This window comes from Candidatus Paceibacterota bacterium (genome assembly GCA_035452965.1).
In the GTDB taxonomy this organism is placed as follows: domain Bacteria; phylum Verrucomicrobiota; class Verrucomicrobiia; order Limisphaerales; family UBA8199; genus UBA8199.
This window is the reverse complement of the sequence record DAOTCE010000021.1, coordinates 25,396-48,817: the sequence shown is the minus strand read 5'-3', so window position 1 is coordinate 48,817 and position 23,422 is coordinate 25,396. Positions and strand designations below refer to the sequence as shown.

Annotated in this window: 12 protein-coding genes; 10 read left to right on the top strand and 2 right to left on the bottom strand. The window is 62.1% G+C overall.

What is annotated here, in order from left to right:
• Positions 1-74 precede the first annotated feature (74 nt).
• The 9 genes from P5205_15205 (at position 75) to P5205_15165 (ending at position 15,455) form a co-directional block, all read left to right on the top strand.
• Positions 75-1,229 (top strand): Gfo/Idh/MocA family oxidoreductase, encoded by a 1,155-nt coding sequence (locus tag P5205_15205; protein HSA11711.1) that lies wholly within the window; start codon positions 75-77, stop codon positions 1,227-1,229.
• A 2-nt stretch (positions 1,230-1,231) separates the two neighbouring features.
• Positions 1,232-2,128, top strand: coding sequence for a TIM barrel protein (locus tag P5205_15200; protein HSA11710.1), 897 nt, complete (start codon positions 1,232-1,234; stop codon positions 2,126-2,128).
• Positions 2,129-2,690: 562 nt separating this feature from the next.
• Positions 2,691-8,144: a DUF1800 family protein gene (locus P5205_15195; protein ID HSA11709.1), complete on the top strand. Its 5,454-nt coding sequence runs from the start codon at positions 2,691-2,693 to the stop codon at positions 8,142-8,144.
• A 4-nt stretch (positions 8,145-8,148) separates the two neighbouring features.
• Entirely contained in the window at positions 8,149-9,639 is a 1,491-nt protein-coding gene (locus tag P5205_15190) for a DUF1501 domain-containing protein (protein ID HSA11708.1), read from the top strand.
• Positions 9,636-10,205: a hypothetical protein gene (locus tag P5205_15185; GenBank protein HSA11707.1), complete on the top strand. Its 570-nt coding sequence runs from the start codon at positions 9,636-9,638 to the stop codon at positions 10,203-10,205. The genes P5205_15190 and P5205_15185 overlap by 4 nt, the downstream gene beginning before the upstream one ends.
• Positions 10,206-10,407: 202 nt before the next feature.
• Positions 10,408-11,580, top strand: coding sequence for an NEW3 domain-containing protein (locus P5205_15180; GenBank protein ID HSA11706.1), 1,173 nt, complete (start codon positions 10,408-10,410; stop codon positions 11,578-11,580).
• A gap of 16 nt (positions 11,581-11,596) precedes the next feature.
• Positions 11,597-12,340 (top strand): ABC transporter ATP-binding protein, encoded by a 744-nt coding sequence (locus P5205_15175; GenBank protein HSA11705.1) that lies wholly within the window; start codon positions 11,597-11,599, stop codon positions 12,338-12,340.
• A complete protein-coding gene (locus P5205_15170; GenBank protein ID HSA11704.1) occupies positions 12,334-13,281 on the top strand; it encodes an ABC transporter permease subunit in 948 nt (315 codons plus the stop codon). The genes P5205_15175 and P5205_15170 overlap by 7 nt, the downstream gene beginning before the upstream one ends.
• Positions 13,282-13,373: 92 nt before the next feature.
• Complete coding sequence (locus P5205_15165) at positions 13,374-15,455, top strand: alpha-galactosidase (GenBank protein HSA11703.1); 2,082 nt, start codon at positions 13,374-13,376, stop codon at positions 15,453-15,455.
• Positions 15,456-15,520: 65 nt separating this feature from the next.
• On the opposite strand, the gene P5205_15160 is transcribed toward P5205_15165, so the two are convergent.
• The gene (locus P5205_15160) at positions 15,521-16,390 is read right to left on the bottom strand and encodes an alpha/beta hydrolase (protein ID HSA11702.1); all 870 of its coding nucleotides are present in this window, start codon (positions 16,388-16,390) and stop codon (positions 15,521-15,523) included.
• Positions 16,391-16,607: 217 nt separating this feature from the next.
• Positions 16,608-19,055 carry a hypothetical protein gene (locus tag P5205_15155; protein HSA11701.1) on the bottom strand — a complete coding sequence of 816 codons (2,448 nt, stop codon included), beginning with the start codon at positions 19,053-19,055 and terminating at the stop codon, positions 16,608-16,610.
• 389 nt (positions 19,056-19,444) lie between these two features.
• Between P5205_15155 and dnaE the strand changes: the two genes are divergently transcribed.
• Entirely contained in the window at positions 19,445-23,251 is a 3,807-nt protein-coding gene (gene dnaE, locus P5205_15150; protein ID HSA11700.1) for a DNA polymerase III subunit alpha, read from the top strand.
• Positions 23,252-23,422 lie beyond the last annotated feature (171 nt).

Below are 23,422 nucleotides of genomic sequence, written 5' to 3'. Positions count from 1 at the left end.
GCGCGGGTTGACAGCGTTGAGGCGCGAGTGTGAATTGGCTGGGCAAACGGACCCTGCCGACTAGACTCCTGTCCATGAACAAAGTGCGCTTGGGAATCATCGGCTTGGGCAACATCGGCCAGCACCACTTCGGCTATCTCACCGGTGGAAAGGTGAGCCGCGCCGAGGTGACCGCTGTTTCGGACGCTGTGACGGGCAAGCTGGAGAAATACAAACCGTTGAGGACTTTCACCGACCCCGAGGAGCTGATTCGCTCCGGGCTGGTGGACGCGGTCATCATCGCCACCCCGCATTATCAGCATACCACACTCGGCATAACCGCCCTCAAGCAGGGCCTGCACGTGATGGTCGAAAAGCCCATTTCCGCGCACAAGGCCGATGCCGAGCGGCTGATTGCCGCCCATCAGCAGCGCCCCGAGCTGGTGTTTGCCGGCATGTTCCAACTGCGCGCCGAGCCGCGTTACTTGAAGATGCGCAAGCTCATCCAAAGCGGCGAACTGGGCGAGATCGTGCGCATCAGCTGGATCATGACTGACTGGTTCCGCACGGAGGCGTATTACGCAAGCGGCGGGTGGCGCGCCACCTGGAAGGGCGAGGGCGGCGGCGTGCTGCTCAACCAATGCCTGCACAACCTGGATGCCCTGCAATGGCTGCTGGGCATGCCGGCCCGCGTGCGCGGCTTCTGCCAGCTCGGCCGGTTCCACGACATCGAGGTCGAGGACAATGTCTCCGCCTACCTCGAATACGCCGGCGGCGCCACCGGTACGTTCGTCTCCTCCACCGGCGAGTCCCCCGGCACCAATCGCTTCGAGATCATCGGCACGCGGGGGAAGCTGCTGCTCGAAGCCGACAAGCTTGCCCTCACACGCAACGAGGAAGACATGATTGAGTTCAGCCGCAGCGCCAGGCTCGGCTTCGCCAAGCCGGAGGTCTGGAACGTCGAAATCCCCTTCAGCGCCTCCCCCAACGGCCACGCCGTGCTGATGCAGAACTTCGTGAACGCCATCCTCGACGGCGAGCCGCTCGTTGCCCCGGGCGCGGAGGGCATCCATTCCGTCGAGCTGGCCAACGTGATCCTCTACTCCTCGCTCACCGGCCAGACAGTCGAACTGCCGATGGATAGCGCGGCTTACGAGCAGCAGCTTAACCAGTTAATCTCCGCCTCGAAGGTGGAAAAGAAAGTGGTGGAGGTATCCAATGAAGACTTCACCGCGTCATTCAGGAAATAGCTATGAAATACATGGGCATCGGCGACGAAGGCGCCAACAGCATTGACGGCCAGGTTCAGGCCACGCGGGAACTCGGCTGGAAATTCCTTGAGCCCCGGGGCGTCGAGGTCCCCGGATTCGCCAAGGCCAACTTCCACGACATACCGGACGAGGCGTTCGACCAGGCCGTCCGCAAGCTGGAGGCAGCCGGCATCGGCGCCTACTGCTTCGGGTCAACCATCATGAACTGGGCCAAAAAAGTGGGCGACCCCTTCGACATCACCCTGGCGGAGGTTAACCGCGCCATCCCACGAATGCAGCGCGCGGGCGCCAAATACATTCGCATCATGAGCTTCAAGCCGGCCGATGATGAATACAAAATACCCACCGAGGTATTCCGCCGAGTGAAGGACGTCACAAACCGCTTCCTCGACGCCGGCCTTCAACCGGTTCATGAAAACTGCATGAACTACGGCGGCATGAGCTGGCAGCACGCCCTGGAGCTGCTCGACAAGTGCCCCGGCCTCAAATGGGTCTTCGACACCGCCAACCCCATCTTCAATCCCGACCGCTCCAAACCCGCGCCCTGGCCCAAACAGGACCCCTGGGAATTCTGGACCCACCTGCGCGATCACACCGTCCACATCCACATCAAGGACGCCACCTGGAACCCCGCGAAGAACGACGCCGACTACAACTGGCCCGGCGAAGGGCAAGGCCGTGTGCGCGACATCCTCAAAGACGCCGTGGCGCGCGGCTACGACGCCGGCCTCTCCATCGAGCCCCACATGGTTGTCGTCTTCCACGATGCCCAGTCGAAAGCGTTCAACGAGTCCGCCATGCGGCAGAACTACATCGAATACGGCCACCGCCTGGAAAAGATGGTCGGCGACATCAAGGCCGAGCTAAAGCAAGCCTGACCGTGGCCCAGCCCCGGCTGAGCGCTGCGTCATTCATCCTACTACTAGTCTCCACTCGGCCACCCGGCCCAGGACTTGGCGGCTCAACTTGACCCTGATCGGGATGCGGCCCCGACGCACAAGGGAATCCCTCCGTATCCGCACCGTATCCACACTGTATCCACACCGTAGGTTCACCTGCACAAACCACTCCAGCTCCGAAACTTACGTCAGTTCCCCACCCCCCTCCCCCCTGAAAACCAGCATAACTAACGCTGGCACAGGCACTTAAGGGCCATCCAAGCCGTGAGCTATGCGAATGCCACCCCGCTGGTTCAGCCCGCCTGCATGAAGGCGCGCGGGCATGCCCGCTTGTCTGGCTCGCACTCCGCAAAGCGGGCAGAATACCCGCGCTCCTCCAGCAGCTTCACGCATACGCGCTGACGGTTGATGCTGGCCAGATCGATCTTGACAAGCGCCTGCGGGTCAGTTAGTATCCGCGTCAGGAAGAGCGTGGTGATAGGGCAGGCGTGCGTCGCAAGTATAACACTCGAACCGGCTCCTTATCGTCAGACGCCATTTGATGAAATCAACCCTTGTGGGGCCTTGTATCGCCGTCCTGGCAATCGTCCTTGCCGGAGCCGCCCACTGCCACGCCCAGAAGATTGACCTCAACGCCAACGGGAGGAGTGACCTCTGGGAGCTAATTTGCGGAGCGGACAACCTTAACGCGAACGACGATTCGGACGGAGATGGTGTCTCGAACACCCTCGAAAGCACCGCGGGAACGAATCCCTTCGACACCGGCTCCGCGCTCAAGCTTGACGCGGTGGCCCATACCGCCGCAACCATCAGTGTCACGTTGTGCGGCTTTCCTGGCAAGCGCTACCAATTGCTGAGTTCGCCGGACCTCGTGTCGGCCGGCGTGTCCAACTGGGTCACGGCGGCGAGCGTCCTGGCGCAAACCGGCACCGTCGTCACGCTGAGCGCACCCGTCGGCGGCGCATCCGGATTCTTCTGCATCGCGGTTGCGGACGTGGACACGGACAGCGACGGCGTGAATGATTGGGAGGAATACAAACTTCGCACCGATCCCACCAGGGACTGGAGCAACAACCAACTGGACAGTCACGGCCAGCCGATGAGCGATTACGCCTACGCGGTATGGAAGCTCGCCTCCCAAAGCGTGGGCATCATGATTGACCGCAACGGCAACGAAATGAGCGACATCTGGGAACTCATGTTCGACGCCGGCAATCTCAGCCCGAGTGCCGATACCGATGGAGACGGTGTTGCCAATGCCCTCGAAAGCACCGCGGGCACCGATCCTCTCGACCCCGCTTCCGCGGCCCGGATTGCCACCGCGGTCCATTCGGTCACAAATTTCACGGTCACCATGCCCTGTGCGCTCGGAAAGCAATACCAGTTGCAGAGTGTTGCCGAGCTTGGCCCCGCCAGCGCGTCCAACTGGGTGACGGAGGCCAGCGTGGCAGCGCGGACCGGCACAATCGTCACGCTCAGCGCGCCCGCCATCGGCACCTCGAAGTTCCTCCGCATCGCCATTGCGGACCTGGACACCGACGGCGACGGGGTGAGCGATTGGGAGGAATACGAACTCGGTCTGGACCCGGCCAAGGCCGCCAGCAACAGCCAATTGGACGGCAACGGTCAACCGATGAACGATTACGTTTACTCAGTGAGCCAGCTCGCGTCGCAGAATGTCGTGACCATCGTGGCCACCGACCCGACCGCCATCCAACCCGACGCAGGGCAGAACGCCGTAAACTCTGGGCTGGTGACCCTCAGTCGCGGCGGGTTCCCGTTAACTGCCTTTACCGCCAACTTGACCCTGGCCGGGCCGGGTCCGGGCGTGGCGACTGAAGGCCTGGACCATGCCGTCGTGCCGCGGACAGTTCACTTCCCGGCAGGCGCGAGTTCCCAATCCATGACTGTGACGCCGCTGGCCAACACGAACTTGCTGCTGCCGGTCATTGCGACCTTGAAACTGCTGCCCGGAAGCGGCTACCAGCAGGGCGCCCCCGGCAACGCCAGCGTGGTGATTTATCCTTCGGCAACCCCCGGCGGCACCGGCCTGACGGGCCAATACTATACCAATTCCAGCGCGACTTACTCCAGCAGCGCGAACTTCAATCCGGCCAACCTGAAGCTCACCCGTGTGGACCCGACGATTGATTTCACCTGGGGCAACACCACCAATCCGATCCCGAATAACGGCTATTACTGCGTCCGGTGGACCGGCCAGGTGCAGCCCCAGTACTCGGAGACCTACTACTTCGTCGCCAATACCGGCGACGGTGTAAAGCTCTGGGTCAATGACCAACTCATTGTTAACGTGTGGTCAAGCCGGAACGCCGCTGACTCCGTCGGCACCATAGATCTGCAAGCAGGCGTGCGATACAACATCAGGATGGAGTATTTCCAGCTCACGGGCACAGCCTCGGCCCGGCTTTCGTGGTATAGCCCAAGCCAGGCCAAGCAGATCATACCCGCCAGCAGGCTCTATCCAACCACCAACGCGCCGTCCGCCGTCGTCAGCCCAATAACGGCGGTGGCCTTCGTCGGCATTCCGTTCAACTACACAAACGTGGGGGCTAATTCCGCCAGTTCCTACTCCGCCAGCGGCTTGCCCCCCGGGCTCGGGTTCAACTCCACCAACGGAGTGATCAGCGGCATTCCCACGCTGGCCGGCGACTACCAGGTGACCCTGACAGCCGGCAACTCGGCGGGTTTGGGCAGCTCTGTCGTAGCCATCCAGGTGCTGGATACCGGCAGCGCCGTGACGCGCGAGGTCTGGACCAGCGTCAGCGGCGTCAACGTCGCGGACATCCCGCTAAACACGCCGGCCACGCTGACCAACTCGCTGGGCACCCTCGAGGGGATCACTGACTTTGGCGACAACTACGGCGAGCGCGTCCGGGGCTACCTCACAGCGCCGGTCACAGGCAATTACTACTTCTGGCTCGCGGCCGGCGACTCGGCCGAGCTGTGGATTTCCAGCGACAGCGAGCCTGTGAACAAAGTCAGGCGCGCATATGTCCTGTCCAGCGCTCCGACCGCTCCGCGCCAGTGGAACCTCCAGCCAAACCAACGGTCGCCGTGGCTGGCGCTCGTGGCCGGCCAGCGCTACTACCTCGAGATTCTTCACAAAGCCGGCGCCGGAACGAACGACAACTGGTCCGTCGCCTGGCTCCAGGACCCCACCGGCACCAACGACGTTCCCAACGAGGTAATCCCGGGCTACGTCTTGTCTCGCTTCTTCCCGGTGCCGCCGACCTATCAGCCCGGCACGCTTTACAGCGCCACGATGCTCGCCCAGGCCGGCGCGGTCAGTTCAGGTGTGGGCAGCGCCACCCTGCGCGTCAGCCCCGATGAATCGCACGCAGTGCTGAAGTTCACGTACAACAACCTTACCGCGCCGATCACCGGCCAGCATATCCATTCGGAGCCGTATCTGGGCAAGCCGGGCCAAATCATGTTCGATATTGATACGACGCCGCAGCAGTCCGACGGCAGTTACCTCTGGACCATTGCGCCGGTCGGCGCGCTGTCCGCCGGTGAGATCCGGGAGATCATCAAGGAGGGCAAAGCTTACATTAACCTCCACACCGCCAACTACCCGGGCGGCGAGATCAACGGCCATTTCACGCTGGCCAATGGCACCCAGACATTTACGCCGCCGCCCGATCCGCCGGCCTGGAGCGACGATTCGAGCAACTCGAACGCCGCCGCGCGGTTCCTCATCCAGGCCACCTACGGCCCGAGCGCTGCCGAGATCGCCAACGTGCAGGCGCTCGGCTACAGCGGCTGGATTGATTACCAAACCAGCCTGCCGTCCACACATCACCTGCCTCATGTGCTCGACCGTGTCTCGGCCGACCCGTCGGTGCCCTATCCGAGTGCGCTCACGTTCAACGCGTGGTGGCACCGGTCGGTTACCGCGCCCGACCAGTTGCGCCAGCGAGTTGCCTTCGCGCTGAGCGAGATTATGGTCGTCTCCGAAAACGGCGTGCTGCGAAACAACGCCCGCGCGCTGTCTTCCTATTACGACACCCTGCTGGACAACGCGTTCGGCAACTTCCGCGATCTGCTGGAGGCGGTCACACTTGCACCCGCGATGGGCCTCTATCTGGACATGCGCGCCAATAGCAAGGGGAGCCTCATCACCGGTCTGCACCCCAATGAGAATTACGCAAGGGAGATTCTCCAGTTGTTCTCCATCGGCCTGTATCGCATGTGGCCCGACGGCAGCCTGGTGCTCAGCTCGGGAGATACGCTGGTGCCCACCTACGATCAGGACGTCATCATGGGTTTCGCCAGCGTCTTCACCGGCTGGAATTACTACCAGCCCAACCAGGCGAATGGGCGGCTGCCGACCACCTGGTCCGTCCCGGCGAACTACACCAACCCGATGGTGCTCGTGCCCTCGCGCCATGAACTGGGCGCCAAACGGCTGCTGGAAAATGTGGTCCTTCCACCCGCCTGGGGGGCGCAGGCCGACTCCACCAAGACCAATTTCGACTACTACTGCTCGCAGGACCTGGAGCACGCCCTCGACTCGATCTTCCATCACCAGAATGTCGGTCCCTTCATCTGCCGGCAGCTCATCCAGAGGCTCGTCACCAGCCATCCCAGCCGCGACTACCTGTACCGCGTCGCGCAGAGATTCAACGACAACGGCTCGGGCGTGCGCGGCGATCTGGGCGCCGTCATCCGGGCCATCCTGCTCGACTACGAGGCCCGCAGCCCCGGCTTCATCACCCAGCCGACCTTCGGCAAACAGCGCGAGCCGCTGCTGCGCGTCACCGCCCCCGCACGCGCGTTCCCGTCGCCGCCAGGCCTTGGCGGCACCTATGACCAATCCGGCACCCAGCACATCACCGTTACGACCACGGCCGCCCATCGCTTGAACAACAATGATGTGGTCCTGCTCGATTTCACCGACACCTCCGGCCAGCCTGCCCCGCCCACGCAGGGCTACACCGTAACGGTCACCAGCCTTACCAACTTCACCGTCAATGCGCCCAATCTTCTGTCGGGCACCTATACCCAATCCGCGAACGTCATTACGCTTTCGCTCGCGAGCCACGGCCTGCAGGCCGCCGATCCGGTCTATCTCGTCTGCACCACTGGTGGGGGCGCGAGCGGGCAGTACCAAGTGGAGGCGGTCATTTCAACTTCCTCTTTTAAGGTCAACGCGGCCGACAGCGCCACGCGGTCGGGCAGCGGCTTAATCCACAGAATCCAGGCCGGCGGCTACATTCAGTCCGGAACCAACATAACGGTCAGTTGCTCCAGCCAGCATGGGTTGAGCGTGGGCGAGGCGGTGTTGCTCAAGTTCTCCACTGGCACCGCCCCGCCTGGCGTGTACCAGGTTGCGGCTGTTCCGGACCCGACCCGGTTTGCGGTGGTGGCCACCAATTCCGCCAGCCAAACTCGCGGCGGCTTCAACGCCTATCCGCTCAGTCCGCCGCCGCTGACCCGCGCCGGGCTCCTGGGCTTGCAGCAAAGCACCTGGAACCTCGGCAACACCGACGCCAATTTGACGCAGACTCCCCTGCGCTCGCCGACGGTGTTCAACTACTTCTTCCCGGACTACAAATTCCCGGGGGTGCTGGCGGCGGCCGGCCTGACCACCCCGGAGTTTCAGCTCACCTCGGACACCGAAGTGGCAGTGCAGATGAACTTCCTTGCCAATGGAATTCTCAACAACGGCAACAACACCAACGGCCTGAGCAGCTTCACCTCGGGCGATGGCGACATTGTCCTGGACATCGGGCCATGGATGACGACCAATTACACCGCCACCGCTGCGGGCGTGGGCAATCTGGTGGACTCGCTCAGCGCCCTGCTGACCGGCGGCCAAGTCTCCGCCGCGGCAAGAACCGCGATCGTCAACTACGTCGCCAGCCCCAGTCTCGCCTACAGCACGCCTCCTACCAGCACTCAGATCCGCAACCGCGTCCGTGCCGCGGTTCATTTACTGCTCACCTCACCCGATTTCACCATCCAGAAATAGGCTTATGAGACCCCCCGCCGGTTCGATGCTCACCCGCCGCCAGTTCATCCGCCAGGCCGCCTGCGCCGCCGTTGGCACCGTCGCCCTGACTTCGACGGTCCGTGATCTGCGCCTGATGAATGCCGTTGTCGCCCAAAGCAGCATCAACGACTACAGGGCCCTGGTGTGTCTCTTCCTCGCCGGCGGCAACGACTCCAACAACCTCATTATTCCGACCCTCCAGTCCGAATACGACGACTACGCTGCGATCCGAACTCCCGTGCTGGCCCTGCCGCTGACTGGCGGCCCGCCCAACACCCTTGTCCTGCCGATTTCGCCCCTTAACAGCGACGGCCACAGCTACGGCCTCCACCCCGCCTGCCCCGAGCTGCAGACCCTTTTCGGCGAAGGGAAGCTCGCAACGGTGTTTAACGTCGGCACGCTCGTCTATCCCATGACCCGCGCCGAGTACCAAGGCGGGATCCTGAAGCGACCGCCCCAGCTCTTCTCTCATTCCGACCAGGTCACTCAATGGCAAACCTCCGTTCCCGATCGGCCGCCCGGTACCGGCTGGGGCGGCCGCTGCGGCGATCTGCTCGCCTCGGTTCAACCGGACGCGGCCGTATCAATGGCGATCACGCTGGCGGGGGCCAATACCTTTGAAACCGGCAATTTCGTTTCCTCCTATTCGGTTTCCACCTCCGGTGCGATTGCGCTCACACCCACCAGCCAGCTCACCGGCGCGCGGCTGCAGGCCCTGACGAACATCCTCGGGGCGCCCTACCCAAACCTGCAGGCCAAAGCCTACGCCGATGTCGCCGCCCATTCCATCACGACCGGCGCGCTGCTCAATACCGCCATTGCCCCGACCGCCGCCGCCAATTACTGGACCACGACGTTTCCTGGCACGGTGGTCTTGCCTACCTACCCGGCTACGACCTTCAACTCGTCGCTCGGTCCGCAACTCAGGATGATCGCCCGGCTCATCGAGGCCGGCGCGCGCGCCCGGTCCTCCGGCGGATTCGGCATGAAGCGCCAGATCTTCTTCTGCTCGGTAGGCGGTTACGACCTCCATGCCAACCAGACCACGGTCACCGCCGGCGTCCCGATCCCGTACCGCGGCTCGCACGCGAACCTGCTGGCCGAGGTGAGCCAGTCTCTCTACGCGTTCCAGCGCGCCATGGAACAGATCGGCTTGTCGAACAACGTAACGGTGTTCACTGCCAGCGATTTCAACCGCACCTTCCCCTGCAACGGTCAGGGCAGCGATCACGGCTGGGGCAGTCACCACCTGGTCCTTGGCGGCGCAGTCCAGGGGCGGCGCACCTATGGCATATGGCCCACGTTGACCGTCAACGGCCCGGACGACACCAGCACCGGCCGCTGGATTCCCACCACCGCCATTGACCAGTACTTCGCGACACTCGCCTCCTGGTTTGGAGTGGACAATAGCAACCTGCTGACCGTCTTCCCTAATCTCGACCGATTCTCCGGACGCAACCTCGGGTTCGTATGATGCGGACGGTTGCCTTCCTGTTGCTTGCCCTGCTTGCAACGGGTGCCGGATGGTACTTCCTCCGCGCGCGCCCTGCCCGGACTGCCGCTGCGCTGCCGAATCCACCCGCCGCCGATGCGCAAAACGCGGCGGCGTCAGCCACGCAATCCGGCTCGCCGGAAACGGCTGGCCAACCCGTTGCGCAGCCCAACCAAACCGTGGCCTCTGCCGAGCCCGGTGCGCCTCCAATCCCGGCCGCTGTCGAACCCCTGCCGCCCGAGCTGGCCAGCCTCCCGCCCGCAACCATCCTCGAGAGCCTCCGCACCACCATCCGTCTTTACGGTCAGACGTTCGGCGGCAACCCGGTCGGCACAAACCCGGAAATCACCGCCGCCTTGAACGGAGATAACCCCAGGCAACTCCAGTTCCTCAAAACCGACGGCAATCGCGTCAACGCAAAGGGTGAATTGGTTGATCCCTGGAACACCCCCTACTTCTTCCATCAACTCTCCGGCACACAGACCGAGATCCGCTCCGCCGGCCAAGACCGGATCATGTACACGACGGATGACCTCATCATCCAGTAAGAAGGGCGCCCATCATCCGGGTGCCGCACCCCAGCAGTTCTTGACCCTGTCCGCGCGTTTGAACATCTTCTCAGGCTAGTTGTCAGTTTCACCGAACGAACCGCACGGGCGGTCTGCGTGAACGCAGGGCCGCCCCTACAGGCATCAGCCAAAACGACTGGATGGATTTATGCACAGCATACGACAAAGAACGTTGGTAAGTATGATGATGGCTTGCATGGCAGGCGTGCTGGCCGCAAGGGCCGCCGACGCTGCCGCCGAACTCCCGGCGCGGCTGATTACGGTCGCGTTCCAATACCCCGGCATCACCATCTCGCCGGAAGACAGCCTTAGCGTGGACCTGCTGATCAAGAACCGCGGGCGCAGCGATGAGACGGTGCTGGTCGAGGTGGCCGAGGCTCCGAAAGACTGGGACGTGCAGATTAAGCGCTTCAGCACCATCGTCAGCGGATTGTTCGTCGCCTCGAAGGAAGACCAGACCTTGAACCTGACTGCCAAGCCGAAGGACAAGGAGCTCAAGAAGTTGCCGCCCGGCACCTACCAGTTCGCCATCCGGGCCAAGACCGCCGACGGCGCGATCGAACGGAACGCCGCCGTCACCGTTACCGTGGCTGGGGACCAAAAGGCCGCTCAGCGCGTGACCATAGAAACCAGCTACCCGACCTTGCGCGGGCCTTCGGGCGACAAGTTCCAGTTCTCGCTCGACGTGCGCAACGACACCGACCAGGACGCGGTCTTCAACTTCCGCGCCACCGCGCCGCAGGGCTGGGAAACCTCCTTCAAACCCGCCTACGAGCAGAAGCAGATCAGCTCGCTCCAGATCCCGGCCAGCCAGAGCAAGAACGTCGAGATGGAGGTGACCCCGCCTTACAACGTGCAGGCGGGGGAATATGATTTCAAAGTGGAAGTGCAATCGCCCAAGGCCAAAGCGGAGCAGGATCTCAAGGTGGTGCTCACTGGCACCTATTCGCTGAAGGCTGGAACCGCCAACGGCTTGCTCTCCGTAGTGACCGAACGCGGCCAGAAGGCCGGCGTGACGCTGCTGGTCCAGAACACTGGCTCAGCCGCGCAGCGCGAAGTCAAGTTCTCCGCCCTCAAACCGGAGAATTGGAAAGTGGAATTCAAGCCGGAGAAGATCGAGAACCTGGAGCCCGGCGCCGTCAAGCAGGTGGAAATCACTATGACCCCGGCCCAGCAGGCGTTGATCGGCGATTACTCCGTCAGCGTTCAGGTCGAAGGCGAGAAGGCTAACGAGAATATAGAATTCCGGGTGACCCTTCACGCCGCGTCCAAGTGGGCTTGGATCGGCGTGGGGATCATTGTGCTGGTGGTGCTGGGGCTAAGCGTAATGTTCCGCATTCTTGGCCGGAGATAACCTGCGCCGCACCCCGATGGCCGCTGTCATCAAAACCGAGGGCCTGACCCGCCGCTATGGCCGCCAGACGGCTGTGGATGCGCTGTCGTTCGAGGTGAACGATGGCGAGATCTTCGGGTTCCTCGGCCCTAACGGCGCGGGCAAGACCACCACCATTCTCATGCTGCTGGGCCTGACGGAACCGACCACCGGACGGGCCGAGGTGCTGGGGTTTGATCCCGTGCGCGAGCCGCTGCAAATCAAGCGCCAGGTCGGCTACCTGCCCGAGAATGTCGGCTTCTATGACGACCTGACCGCGCGTGAGAACCTGCGCTTCGTGGCGCGCTTGAACCAGATTCCCGAAGCCCGGCTGCAGCCGCTCCTGGACCACGCCCTGGGCACGGTTGGATTGTCAGGCGAAAGCGACAAGCTGGTCGGCAAATTCTCGCACGGCATGCGCCAGCGCCTGGGCATCGCCGAGTTGCTGCTCAAGGAGCCCAAGCTGGTGATCCTTGACGAGCCGGCGCTGGGTTTGGACCCGGACGGCATGAACAAAATGCTCGAACTGATCGTCTCGCTCAACCGCGAGCGGGGCATGACGGTTCTGATGTGCACGCATCTGCTCAACCACGCCGAGCGCATCTGCGGCCGCGTGGGCATCATGAGCAAAGGCAAACTGGCTGCGCTCGGCACGATCGCAGAACTGGCTGGCAGCCAGCCGGGCGCCACCGGCCTCGAGCAAATCTATCTGCGCTACTCCCGGGAGGCCAAACCATGCTGACCATCTGCCGCAAAGAACTCGCCGACCACTTCGGCTCCATCCGCTTCCTGATCCTCTTTTGCCTGATTGTCATGGTGGCGCTGGTCACCAGCTACATGGCCGCCACCAACCTGCGCGAGACGCTCGAAGGCATGGCCAAGCCGTCACAGGTATTCCTCCTGCTCTTCACCGTGCCGGGCAAGTTCTTCTCGCTGGTCCAGTTCATTGCCTTCTTCGGGCCGTTGATCGGCATCGTCACCGGCTTCGACGCCATCAACCGCGAGCGCAATCACCGCACCCTCACCAAGCTGGTGTCCCAGCCGATCTTCCGCGACGCCGTCATCAATGGCAAGTTCCTCGCAGGCGTAATCACCATCTCCATCATGCTCCTCTGCCTTGTTCTGCTGATCTCGGGCATGGGCCTCTTCACGGTCGGGGTGGTGCCCGGATGGGAAGAAGTGGGGCGGCTGGTGGTTTACCTGCTCATCAGCATCGCCTACGTCTCCTTCTGGCTGGGGCTGTCCATCCTGTTCTCGATTCTCTTTCGCTCGTTGGCCACATCGGCCCTGGCGGCAATTGCGTTGTGGATATTCTGCTCGTTCTTCATGGGCTTTGCCGCCGATCTTGCCGCGGATGCTGTGGCCCGCGTGAACGACCCCGCTGACCCCGAGCAGGTTGTCGCCAACCGCCGCATATCGGACGCTGCCAGCCTGGCGTCGCCGGTGGTGTTATACTCCCAATCCACCTCCAGCATACTGGACCCCTACCGCCGCACCCGCAGCAACATGGTCCTGGTCGAGCCCATGGAACGTCTCTCGATGGAACGATTCCAGAATCCGCTGCCGCTGGACCAGTCAATCCTAGTGGTCGGCCCTTACCTGGCCCTGTTGGCGGGGCTCACCCTGGTTTGCTTCGCTCTGTCCTACTTCATCTTCCTGCGCCAGGAGATACGGTCCGTTTGAATCAGGAGCAACTGCGTCTCGCTGGCAGCGTTGCCCAAAGGAAGGCATAGCATTGTGTAGTGGGAACCGGTATAACCGTGCCCAGCCAACCGATGAACACCATATCCATCCCGGTCGCGCTCATCTTAATCACCACATCAGGAGTTGCCCGCCCACTTGCGGCCAGCACCATCAGCGGTGACTGGGTCGCCAGGCATTTTGGAAACAACACAGCAGTTCTGCCGCTCTCCTTCAAGTATGGCGGGAGGTCCTCCAGCGAGGTGCTGCCGGCGTGGAAGCTGAAGCAGGAGTTGCCCAAGCCGCGTGGTGTGCAACGCTCGCATACCGTTCGATTAACCGATCCCGTTACAGGCCTGCTCATCGAGTGCGAGGTGACGCAATACACCAACCATCCCGCGGTCGAGTGGGTGCTGCACTTCGAGAACACCGGCACCAACGACACGCCCATCCTGGAGAACATATCTACCTTGGACCTGCCGCTGGATTCGCCAGCCGGCAACGCGCTCGTCCACTATGCCAGGGGCGCGACGTGTTCGATGGACGACTTTCAGCCGTTGACCGAGCCGATGGGCCCTGGCGCGCGCCTGCATCTGGAGGCCGGAGGAGGACGCTCATCAAGCGATTTCCTGCCCTTCTTCAACTGGGAAATACCCTCGCGGGAAGGCGTGATCATCGGCCTTGGCTGGTCGGGCGAGTGGGCCGCCGACTTCACGCAGTCCGCCCCGAAGCAAACTCGAATCAAGGCCGGCCTGGCGCTGACACACCTCAAGCTGCATCCGGGCGAACGCATCCGGTCGCCGCGTGTGGCCCTGCTGTACTACAAAGGGGATTGGATTGACGGCCAGAACCAGTGGCGGCGATTCTTACTCGAACACCACCGACCGACGGTAAACGGCCACTCTTTGGTGCCGCCGCTGCTTAACGGCACCTGGGGCAGAATGCACGCCTCCAATCACCTTGCCAACATCAAGGCCATCGCCGCCGCAAACCTCCCGGTGGATTATTACTGGATTGACGCCGAATGGTTTGGCCGTGTCCCATGGTGGCAAAACACGGGCAATTGGCAGGTAAACAAGGACTTCTATCCGCAAGGGCTCAAGCCTCTCAGCGATCTGCTCCACCAGTCCGGCCGCAGATTCCTGCTCTGGTTCGAGCCGGAGCGTGTCTGCGAGGGCACGCCGTGGGCAGCGGAACTGGACAAATGGCTGCTGGCTCTGCCGCCGGAAAGGAAAGTCTATCGCTGGGAAAAGCAGACCTTTCCAGACTGGGTGAAGTCCGAGAGCCTGCGCAACCAGATCAAGGAGAATGACCGGCTGGTCGACCTCGGCAACCCGCAGGCGCGGAAGTTCATAACCGACTTCTTTTCTGATTGCGTCAGGGAATACGGGCTCGATTGCTACCGGCATGATGCGAACATCGCGCCGCTCGAATTCTGGCGGGCCGCCGACGCTCCGGACCGGCAGGGCATGACTGAGATTCGGTGGGTCGAAGGCCTCTATGCGTTCTGGGACGAACTGCTTCGCCGCCATCCGCATCTCATCATTGACAACTGTGCCAGTGGCGGCCGACGCATCGACCTGGAGACCATTGAGCGCAGCACGCCCTTCTGGCGGACCGATTTCCCCGGCGACCCGAACGGCAAGCAATGCCACACTTACGGCCTTTCGTTCTGGGTGCCGCTCAACGCCACAGGCTCAGTGACACCAGGCCGCGACAGTGAATATGCCTGGCGCAGCACGATCTCCAGTTCGGTGGTGTTTGGCCTCTTCAATAACGACGAGGCCAGCCAGACCGTGCCCCCTTTTGGCGGCTTCCCGATCGAGAAGGCCCGGGCAGCTTTGGAACAGTACCGTCGCCTTCAGCCATGCTTCCTGGGGGACTACTACCCGCTATCAGGTTATTCAAAAGCGCTGGACATCTGGATGGCCTGGCAGTTCCACCGCGCCGATTTGGGCGAGGGCTTGGTCCAGGCGTTTCGCCGCGACCATAGTGTCTATGAATCAGCGCGGTTCAAACTGCGCGGCCTCCAGCCAGATGCCCGTTACCGCATCGTCAACCTGGACTCTCCCGACACGAAGGAAATGTCTGGGGCCGAGCTGCTGGAGAAGGGCCTGCCCGTAAGCATCGCGGCGCGGCCCGGCTCGGCTATTCTCACCTACCACATCGCCAAATAGACCCCCGCACCCGCCTGGCCCCTACGAGAGAAAACCTGGATTCGATTATACCGGGCGCGCCGAACTTATGGATGGGCGGGCTTTGGCTCTAGCAAATGCTTGCCGAAGAATTCCTCAATGTGTTTCAGGTTCTTGTCGCTGGTGAAAAGGGCGCCACCGTGCTTGCCACCTTTAAGGACTACGAATGTTACATCCGCCCCAGCTTTCTTCAGCGCTCCGGCGAACGTCTCGCTTTGGGAGATTGGAACAGTGGCGTCGAGATCGCCGTGCATGATTAGAAATGGGGTCGCATCCCTGGACACATGAGTGATGGGGCTGGCTTTCCTGGCGTTCTCCCTATTCTCTTGCGCATCGCCTCCGAGCAATTTGGCGCGGGTCTCTTTCGCGCCCACCGTGAGGAAGTCCGTTGGGCCATACCAGTCCACCACGGCCTGCACCCGGCTGGATTGCTCCTCGTTCCCGCCCGGACCCTCCAGTTCTCTGACGCCCGCCGTGGTGCCAAGTAGCGCCACAAGGTGTCCGCCGGCCGAGCTGCCCCAAGCCCCAATATGATCCGCATCCAGGCCGAATTCCCGGGCGTTGGCGCGCAGCCAGCGGACCGCCGCCTTGCAGTCGTGGATTTGCGCGGGAAAGATCGCGTGCTGGCTGAATCGGTAGTTGATCGAGGCCACCGCGTAGCCTTTGGTGGCAAACCGGAACGCCGGCCCATTCGTCTTGTCTCCGCGCGTCCACCCGCCGCCATGCACCCAAAGGATCACCGGCAGGGGCCGGGCTGCTTTCTCAGGAAGGTAAAGATCCAGCCGGTTGCGCTCATGTCCCCCCTGGACATATTCCAGGTCGCGCAACACCTGCACCCCTGGCAGGGGTGCCGGACCAGCGCTCTTCTTCTGGGCCCCCGCGGCGTTCCCTATGCCGGCGAGTGTGGTGCCAGCCAACACCAACAACAATGCTGGCAGTAGGAAGTTCTGTCTTCTTGAGACTGCCTGAATATTGGGCAAAAGCATGTAGGCATCATGCTGCCGACGACCGAAACGCGGTCAAGCGGGAACTGGCTGAGGTCCTTCAGACATCTCCCCCAACACATAGAGAAGAACCTACGAAATATGCTCTGCCCGCGTCGCTCCCCTGCAACCTCGGGGAAGGCGCCCCTGGCTAAGGCGCATAGCGAAAGACAGCGCTAATCTTGGCCGCGCGATCGGCCTTCAGCCGCACCCAGTGCGCGGAATAACCCGCCGGGAATTGATGCCGGGCCGTCTTTCCAGGCGCGACAGTTAGTTTCCGGTATTCGCTCCATTCGCCGTTAGCGGCAAAGTCCACTTCGATGGTGAACGTAACCGGCGCCGTGGCCCGGTGCGAAAGCGCCAGCGACTTGGTGCGGTAGCCGGCCATAAGATAAGGATCGCTGGGCGCGTCCGGCGCCACGTGGGTGTCTTTCCAAGGTCCGCCCTCGCCCACGGGAGCACCCATGCGCCAGAGGTCGTCCACATTACCGAACCACACAGCCACTTTGCCGCCGGCGGACTTGTAGCAATGCTCGTCCGGTTGGGCGTCGGCGCGCACACCTGCAAGGACAAGAAGACCGCGCCAAGACGCGAAGTCGCTTATACGCTTGTTGTGAGTAGTGATGGGCCGCATACGCTGAAAGCCACCCGCGTCGGAGCGGGGAACTTCGTAAATGGTCCCGTGAGCGTTGAAGAGACTGCGCTCGGTAACAACTTCACGCAGGTCGCGCGGCCAGCCGGTGGCAAAGGGCTCGTCATACACAACCGCACTTTTGGGCAGGCGGTAGCGTCTGTCCCCTTCCGTTACCAACACCGACGCGGCATCCACGCTGAAGCTGTGCTTCGTGCCGTATTGCCTGCGCAGTAGCGTGTCACTGGCGGCGTCGCCCAAAGGCTTGAAGTCAAGCCGGCCATCCATGATCCAGACGTGTTGCTCTTTCACCTGCCCTCCCTGGTAAGTGTTTGCCGCCAGGACAAGCTTGCGAGCGTCACCTGCTTCCGGCTTGACCAGCGCATCAATGACCGCACCGCGATAATCGCAGTCTGCCAGGGCGGCGAACCGGGCTGGATCAGCGGAGCGCGCCGGGCTGCCAAGATGGAAGAAGGCGCTGGCGCTCCGGACGGCCTGCCGGGCTTTCACGCGCACCCACTGGGCCTTCAACTCCTGATCCAACACACGGAACGCATAACCATTGGCGGGCACAGACACGCTGGCTACCGGCTTCCATTGGCCGCGACCATGCAAGTCAGCCTCGACCGCAAACTCCATGGCGCGATCCGAGCGGTGCTTCAGATGCAGTGTCCCTTCGCTGAAGCCCGCCATGAGGAAAGGTGGCGAAGACTCGCCAGCCTTGAGGTCGTCATTCAGCCACGGACCACCCCAGCCGATGGGCGCGCCGAAGCCTTCGAGGTCGGACCAGCTCCCGAACCAGAGAGCGGAATGGGATTGACCGGCCAGTTCGTTCTGCATGATCGAGGCATCGTCGCGAGCCATCACGATTTGGCCTTGCCAGGCGCAGTAATCCACCGGCATGCGCGTGTAAGTGGAGATGGTCCGCAGCCCGCCGCAATTGGCGACTGAGAAGGTCCTGGGAAAATCAAAGAAAAGCCCATGCATGTGAGCGAGCCACCGTCCCCCGGTCACTTCGCGGATGCGCGGCCACTCGGTATACCAGCCGTGCAAGGCGTCGTGAGCATAGCTGCCCTTGGGCAGGCGGAAAGTGTGCCATTCGCCGTGCTCCAGCAGCTTGAGAATAACCGAGCGCTTGTCCCAGCCCAGCGCCCACAGGCGATCGTCCCCTGGCGCACTCCCGTGCAAGCCACCGGGCCCAGTGACTTCGGTAAACGCCGCACGCTCGATCACTTGCCATTCCTGTTTCCAATCCTTGCCGTCGGACTGGGCCAGGCACCCGGCGGGGCCGTCAAAACTCGAGTTTTTGGCGAAGCTCCATCCCCGCTCGCCGTTGTTGGCCACGACCAGGTGCCCCGCGCTGGTGGCGGCGCCTTTGCCATGGGTGCCGGGATAAGTGCCACCGAGCAAACCGTACAGCTTGTTCACGCCCAGGGTATTGACATCCACTTCATACAGTTCGCGCTCCATGCCGACGAAATACACCTTGTGTGCGGGGTCGGTGAGGTGCCGGGCGTTGCCGGTAATGCGCAGCGCCATGCGCGAGATGTCCACGGTGCGAACGTTGCCGCCCTCGTCAATGAAATGCGGCCCAATGATAAGCTGCCTCGATTCGGTGTGGATCATACGGTTGGCATGGGTGCCCCCGACGCTCTCGGGACGCATCTCCAGCTTCAGGTTCTGGTCCACCGAGTAGAGCTTGTCCTGGCTTCCTTGCGGGCAATGCGGCGGGTAGGTGATAAACCAGAGCTTGTCCGCCCAGGGCACGACCGCGCCAATGCCGCACTCGCCATAGGTGTTAAACACCGCGAGGTGCGGATAGACCCCGCTAACGCGCACCACCTTATCTGCCGATGAAGGTACCCAGACCTGGCCGATGTCTGCCGACGCTGCGGATGGAGCCGCGGCGTACGCCGCCAGCGCGAACGCCCCCACGGTTACGAAATAGAGAGGAAGAACGCAACGCACGGCTGGATGTCTAAGGGTCGAGGTTAACCTCAACAACGCCCAAGCATCTTTTGCCGCTCCATGCCCGGGTATAATTCCCAATTTCGCTCCGCATGAATCTGCTTATAGGGCCGGGGGCGGACCAGGAGCAAGCACTAGTTTGGGAGTTCAGCCAGCAGCAGAAGGGCGCGGACAGTGCAAGTTCTGGCCCGGTAATCGCCGGACACGACTGCGCTTACCACGCCAGGAACGGCAGACTGTGGCGGCACTCCGTATCAACACAAACAAGCCGATTCCCACCTGCAGTTTCTCCTCACCCACGTTCGGGCTGGAAAGGGGATGCCCCCGGATGAACTCCACCGTGTTATCGCTTCTTGCCCGGCAGGGTTGTCCAGCCGTAGAGTGTTCCTATGGCGCACGCAGATTTCGTCCATCTCCACCTGCACACCGAGTACTCACTACTCGATGGGGCTTGCCGGCTGGACCGGCTGATGGACAAAGCGCATGAGCTGCGGTTGCCCGCCCTGGCGATCACCGACCACGGCACGCTTTACGGTGCGATTGACTTCTACGAAGCGGCAGGCAAACGAGGCATCAAGCCAATCATTGGCTGCGAGGTGTATGTCGCTCCCAGGAGCCGGTTCGAGAAGAAGACGAGCACAGGCGGGCGGGATGTGTATCACCACCTTGTTCTGCTGGCCAAGGACGAGGTTGGCTACAAGAACCTGATCCAGCTCGCCACCAAGGCGCACTTGGAAGGCTACTACTACAAACCGCGCATAGACAAGGAACTGCTAACCACGCACAAGGAGGGGCTGATCGCTCTGTCTGGCTGCCTGCAAGGTGAAATCCCTGAGTTGATTCAGAAGGACCAACTGCCCCGGGCGCGCGAAACGATCGACTGGTTCAAGCAGACGCTCGGCGCGGAGAACTTCTACCTGGAGCTACAGCACCATGGCTTGCCCGAACAAGCCAAGGTCAACCGCCACTTGATCCCTTGGGCCAGGGAGTTCGGCCTGAAGCTCGTTGCGACCAACGACGTGCATTACATCGAGAAGGACCATGCTCACGCGCACGACTGTTTGATTTGCATCGGCACGCAGACCCAGTTGTCCGATTCAAAACGGTTGCGTTACGCCGACCAGCAATTCTATCTCCGCTCCGCCGACGAGATGCGGGCGCGCTTTTCCGAGGTCCCGGAAGCTGTGCTGAACTCACTGGAAGTGGCTGACAAGTGCAACCTGGAAATCGATTTCGATACACTGCATTATCCGGTCTTCCATCCGCCGGAGCATTTCACGCGCGAAGGCTACTTGCGACATCTGCTGACCGAAGGATTGCGCAAACGCTACGGCATCCACGCGCGAGCCGAGAAGCATGATTTCATTATCGAACGCGTCGAAGATCCGCGACGGCTCCCAACCTATGTCGCGCAAGCAACCGCGCCAGCGGACACCGGGGACATCCCCCCCCCCGCTTCCGTCGGCACCAACCGCCTCGCAGCAAGGACGCCGCGCAAATCCGCGGGCGACCGCGCCTGCGCCACGGATCCAGCCGCTGCTGCGGTCCAAGCTCTCTTGGACCGTCTTCAGCTTGAACTCCAAGTCATCGAGAGGACGGGGTTCGTCAGCTACTTCCTGATTGTCAGTGACTTCATCCGCTACGGCCATGAGCGGGGCATTCCCTGCGGAGCGCGCGGCTCAGCCGCCGGCTCCCTGGTGACCTACCTTCTGGGCATCTCCAACGTGGACCCAATCCGCTACGGCCTGCTGTTCGAGCGGTTCCTCAATCCCGAGCGCGTTAACCCGCCGGATATTGACATTGACTTTGCCGACGACCGGCGCGCCGATGTCATCGAATACGTCCGGGAGAAGTATGGCCGGGATGCCGTCGCGCAAATCATTACCTTTGGCACGTTGGGCGCCAAAGCCGTTGTCCGTGACGTAAGCCGGGTGATGGGTCTGAATTTCAGCGATGGGGACCGGCTGGCGAAGATGATTCCCTTCGACCTCAAAATGACGCTCGAAAAGGCACTCAAACAATCACCTGAGCTAAAGCAGGCCTACGAGAACGAAGAAATTACGCGCGAGCTGATTGACACGGCGTTCGTTCTCGAAGACCTCACGCGCAACGCCTCGGTGCATGCGGCCGGCGTGGTGATTGGCGACCAACCACTGGTGAACCTGCTTCCCCTCAAACAGGACGAGGACGGCGGCATCGTTACCCAGTATGCGATGGGGCCGGTTGGTGCGCTCGGCCTGCTGAAGATGGACTTTCTTGGTCTCAAAACCCTCACGGTCATTCGCAACACCTGTGAAATGGTCAAGCAGACGCGCGGCATCGAAGTGCCCATTGACACACTGCCGCTGAACGACCCCAAGGCCTATGACCTGCTGAACAAGGCAAACACACTCGGCGTGTTCCAATTAGAATCCAGCGGGATGCGAGACCTGTGCCGGAAGTTCCAGATCGCCTCCATCGAGCACATCACAGCGTTGATCGCGCTCTACCGTCCGGGACCGATGGAGCTGATCCCTGAGTTCATCCGGCGCCGCCACGGCGAGATTAACATCGAATATGAGCATCCGTTGCTCCAACCGATTTGCAGCGAGACCTACGGGATCATGATTTACCAGGAGCAGGTGATGCAGGCTGCGCAGGCGCTAGCGGGCTATACGCTGGGCGGGGCGGACTTGCTGCGCCGGGCCATGGGCAAGAAGAACTACGATGAGATGATCAAGCAGCGCGAGATCTTCGTCAAGGGGTGCGCGCGGGTAAACAACATACCCGCGGCGAAGGCGAACCAGATCTTCGACTTGTTGGAGAAGTTTGCCGGGTACGGCTTCAACAAATCCCACGCCGCCGCCTATGCCGTCCTCGCGTATCAGACCGCCTATCTCAAAGCCAATTACCCTGTCGAGTTCTTCTGCGCCATGATGACCAACGACATGGCGGACACCGACAAGCTCAGCCAGTACATTGCCGAGGCGCGGAGCATGGATATCGAGGTCCTCCCGCCGGATGTAAACGAAAGCCAGGTCCATTTCGCGCCGGCACTGGAAACGCCGACCTCCAGCCGGCTTCAGACGCCCGCAGACTCCGTAAGGCCACCAGTATCGCCAGAGATTAAAAGCCGACTGGACGTCGGCGCTCCCGGCAGCGCTATCCGCTTCGGCCTGGCGGCCGTTAAGGGGGTCGGAGAAGTCGCGGTGCAAGCGATTTTGAAAGGCCGGGGTGAAGGACGGAAGTTCACCTCGCTGGCCGATCTGTGTGAGCGCGTGGATGCCCGCACAGTCAATCGCAAGGTCCTGGAGGCATTGATCAAGTGCGGCGCCTGCGATTGTCTGGGCCAGACCCGCGCGACCTTGTTCGCGCGAATGGACCGCACCCTAGCCCGCGCGGCCAGCATTGTCGCCGACCGGGAGCGCGGTCAAGCCTCGCTGTTTGGTGCCCTGGAGGACCGGTCAGTGCAGGCTCCGGAGGAAAACCACAGTTTCCCGGAATGGCCTGACCACAAACTGCTGGCGTATGAGAAGGAGTTGCTTGGTTTTTACGTGACGGGACATCCGCTTACCCCCTACGTGCCGGTGCTCGAGAAGTACGCGCTGGCCAACACCGTCACACTTGCACAGTTGCCCAGCCGCAGCCTCACGCGCATCGGCGGGCTCATCGCGGCAGTTCAGAACGGCGTCTCCAAGAAGAGCGGCAAGCCTTATTCGCTGGTCACCCTCGAGGATCTGGAAGGCTCGGTGCAGGTCCTTTGCCTGAACGAGAACTACGACAAGTATCGGGAGTTGCTGGCGCCGGGCAAAGCCATCCTGGTCATCGGCGAAGTCAATCTCGGGGATGACCGGCCCAAGCTCTTCCCCCAGGAGATCATACCGTTGGAAGACGCGCCGCTGCGTTTCACGAAACAAGTTCACCTGCGCCTGCACACTGCTCATCTCAAGCCGGAGCACCTTGACTCGGTCCAGGCCTTGGTGGCGGCGCACCCGGGCAAGTGTCCCTTGTTCCTCTGCTTTATGCGGCCCACCGGCGAAGTCATCTTCATGGAGACTCACGACCAGTTCTTCGTCGCGCCCTCGCGCGAGCTGCAACAAGCGGCCGACAACCAGTTCGGTGAGGAGACTTACTACGCCAAAGCGGATACCAGCCTGCCGGAGCGCGCCCCGCGCCGCTGGGAACGGCGGGCGGAAGGGAATGGCTCAGAAGGGTGAGCGCGCCAGCCTAATCTGGCTTGAAGCTCTGCATCGTCGGCCTTCCTCTCAAGCTCCCGGTGACTTTTGCCGGGGGGGTCTTGGCTGCGAGAATGCCCTGTGCCCCCACTACTGAAACAGACGTAAGCCGCCCTGACCTTTGCAGATCACGGCGGGTCGAGCGGACAATGA

Excerpts from the sequence above, each read along its gene's own strand:
- P5205_15205 (HSA11711.1), top strand. The coding sequence starts at position 75 with ATGAACAAAGTGCGCTTGGGAATCATCGGCTTGGGCAACATCGGCCAG.
- P5205_15200 (HSA11710.1), top strand. The coding sequence starts at position 1,232 with ATGAAATACATGGGCATCGGCGACGAAGGCGCCAACAGCATTGACGGC.
- P5205_15195 (HSA11709.1), top strand. The coding sequence starts at position 2,691 with ATGAAATCAACCCTTGTGGGGCCTTGTATCGCCGTCCTGGCAATCGTC.
- P5205_15190 (HSA11708.1), top strand. The coding sequence starts at position 8,149 with ATGAGACCCCCCGCCGGTTCGATGCTCACCCGCCGCCAGTTCATCCGC.
- P5205_15185 (HSA11707.1), top strand. The coding sequence starts at position 9,636 with ATGATGCGGACGGTTGCCTTCCTGTTGCTTGCCCTGCTTGCAACGGGT.
- P5205_15180 (HSA11706.1), top strand. The coding sequence starts at position 10,408 with ATGATGATGGCTTGCATGGCAGGCGTGCTGGCCGCAAGGGCCGCCGAC.
- P5205_15175 (HSA11705.1), top strand. The coding sequence starts at position 11,597 with ATGGCCGCTGTCATCAAAACCGAGGGCCTGACCCGCCGCTATGGCCGC.
- P5205_15170 (HSA11704.1), top strand. The coding sequence starts at position 12,334 with ATGCTGACCATCTGCCGCAAAGAACTCGCCGACCACTTCGGCTCCATC.
- P5205_15165 (HSA11703.1), top strand. The coding sequence starts at position 13,374 with ATGAACACCATATCCATCCCGGTCGCGCTCATCTTAATCACCACATCA.
- dnaE (HSA11700.1), top strand. The coding sequence starts at position 19,445 with ATGGCGCACGCAGATTTCGTCCATCTCCACCTGCACACCGAGTACTCA.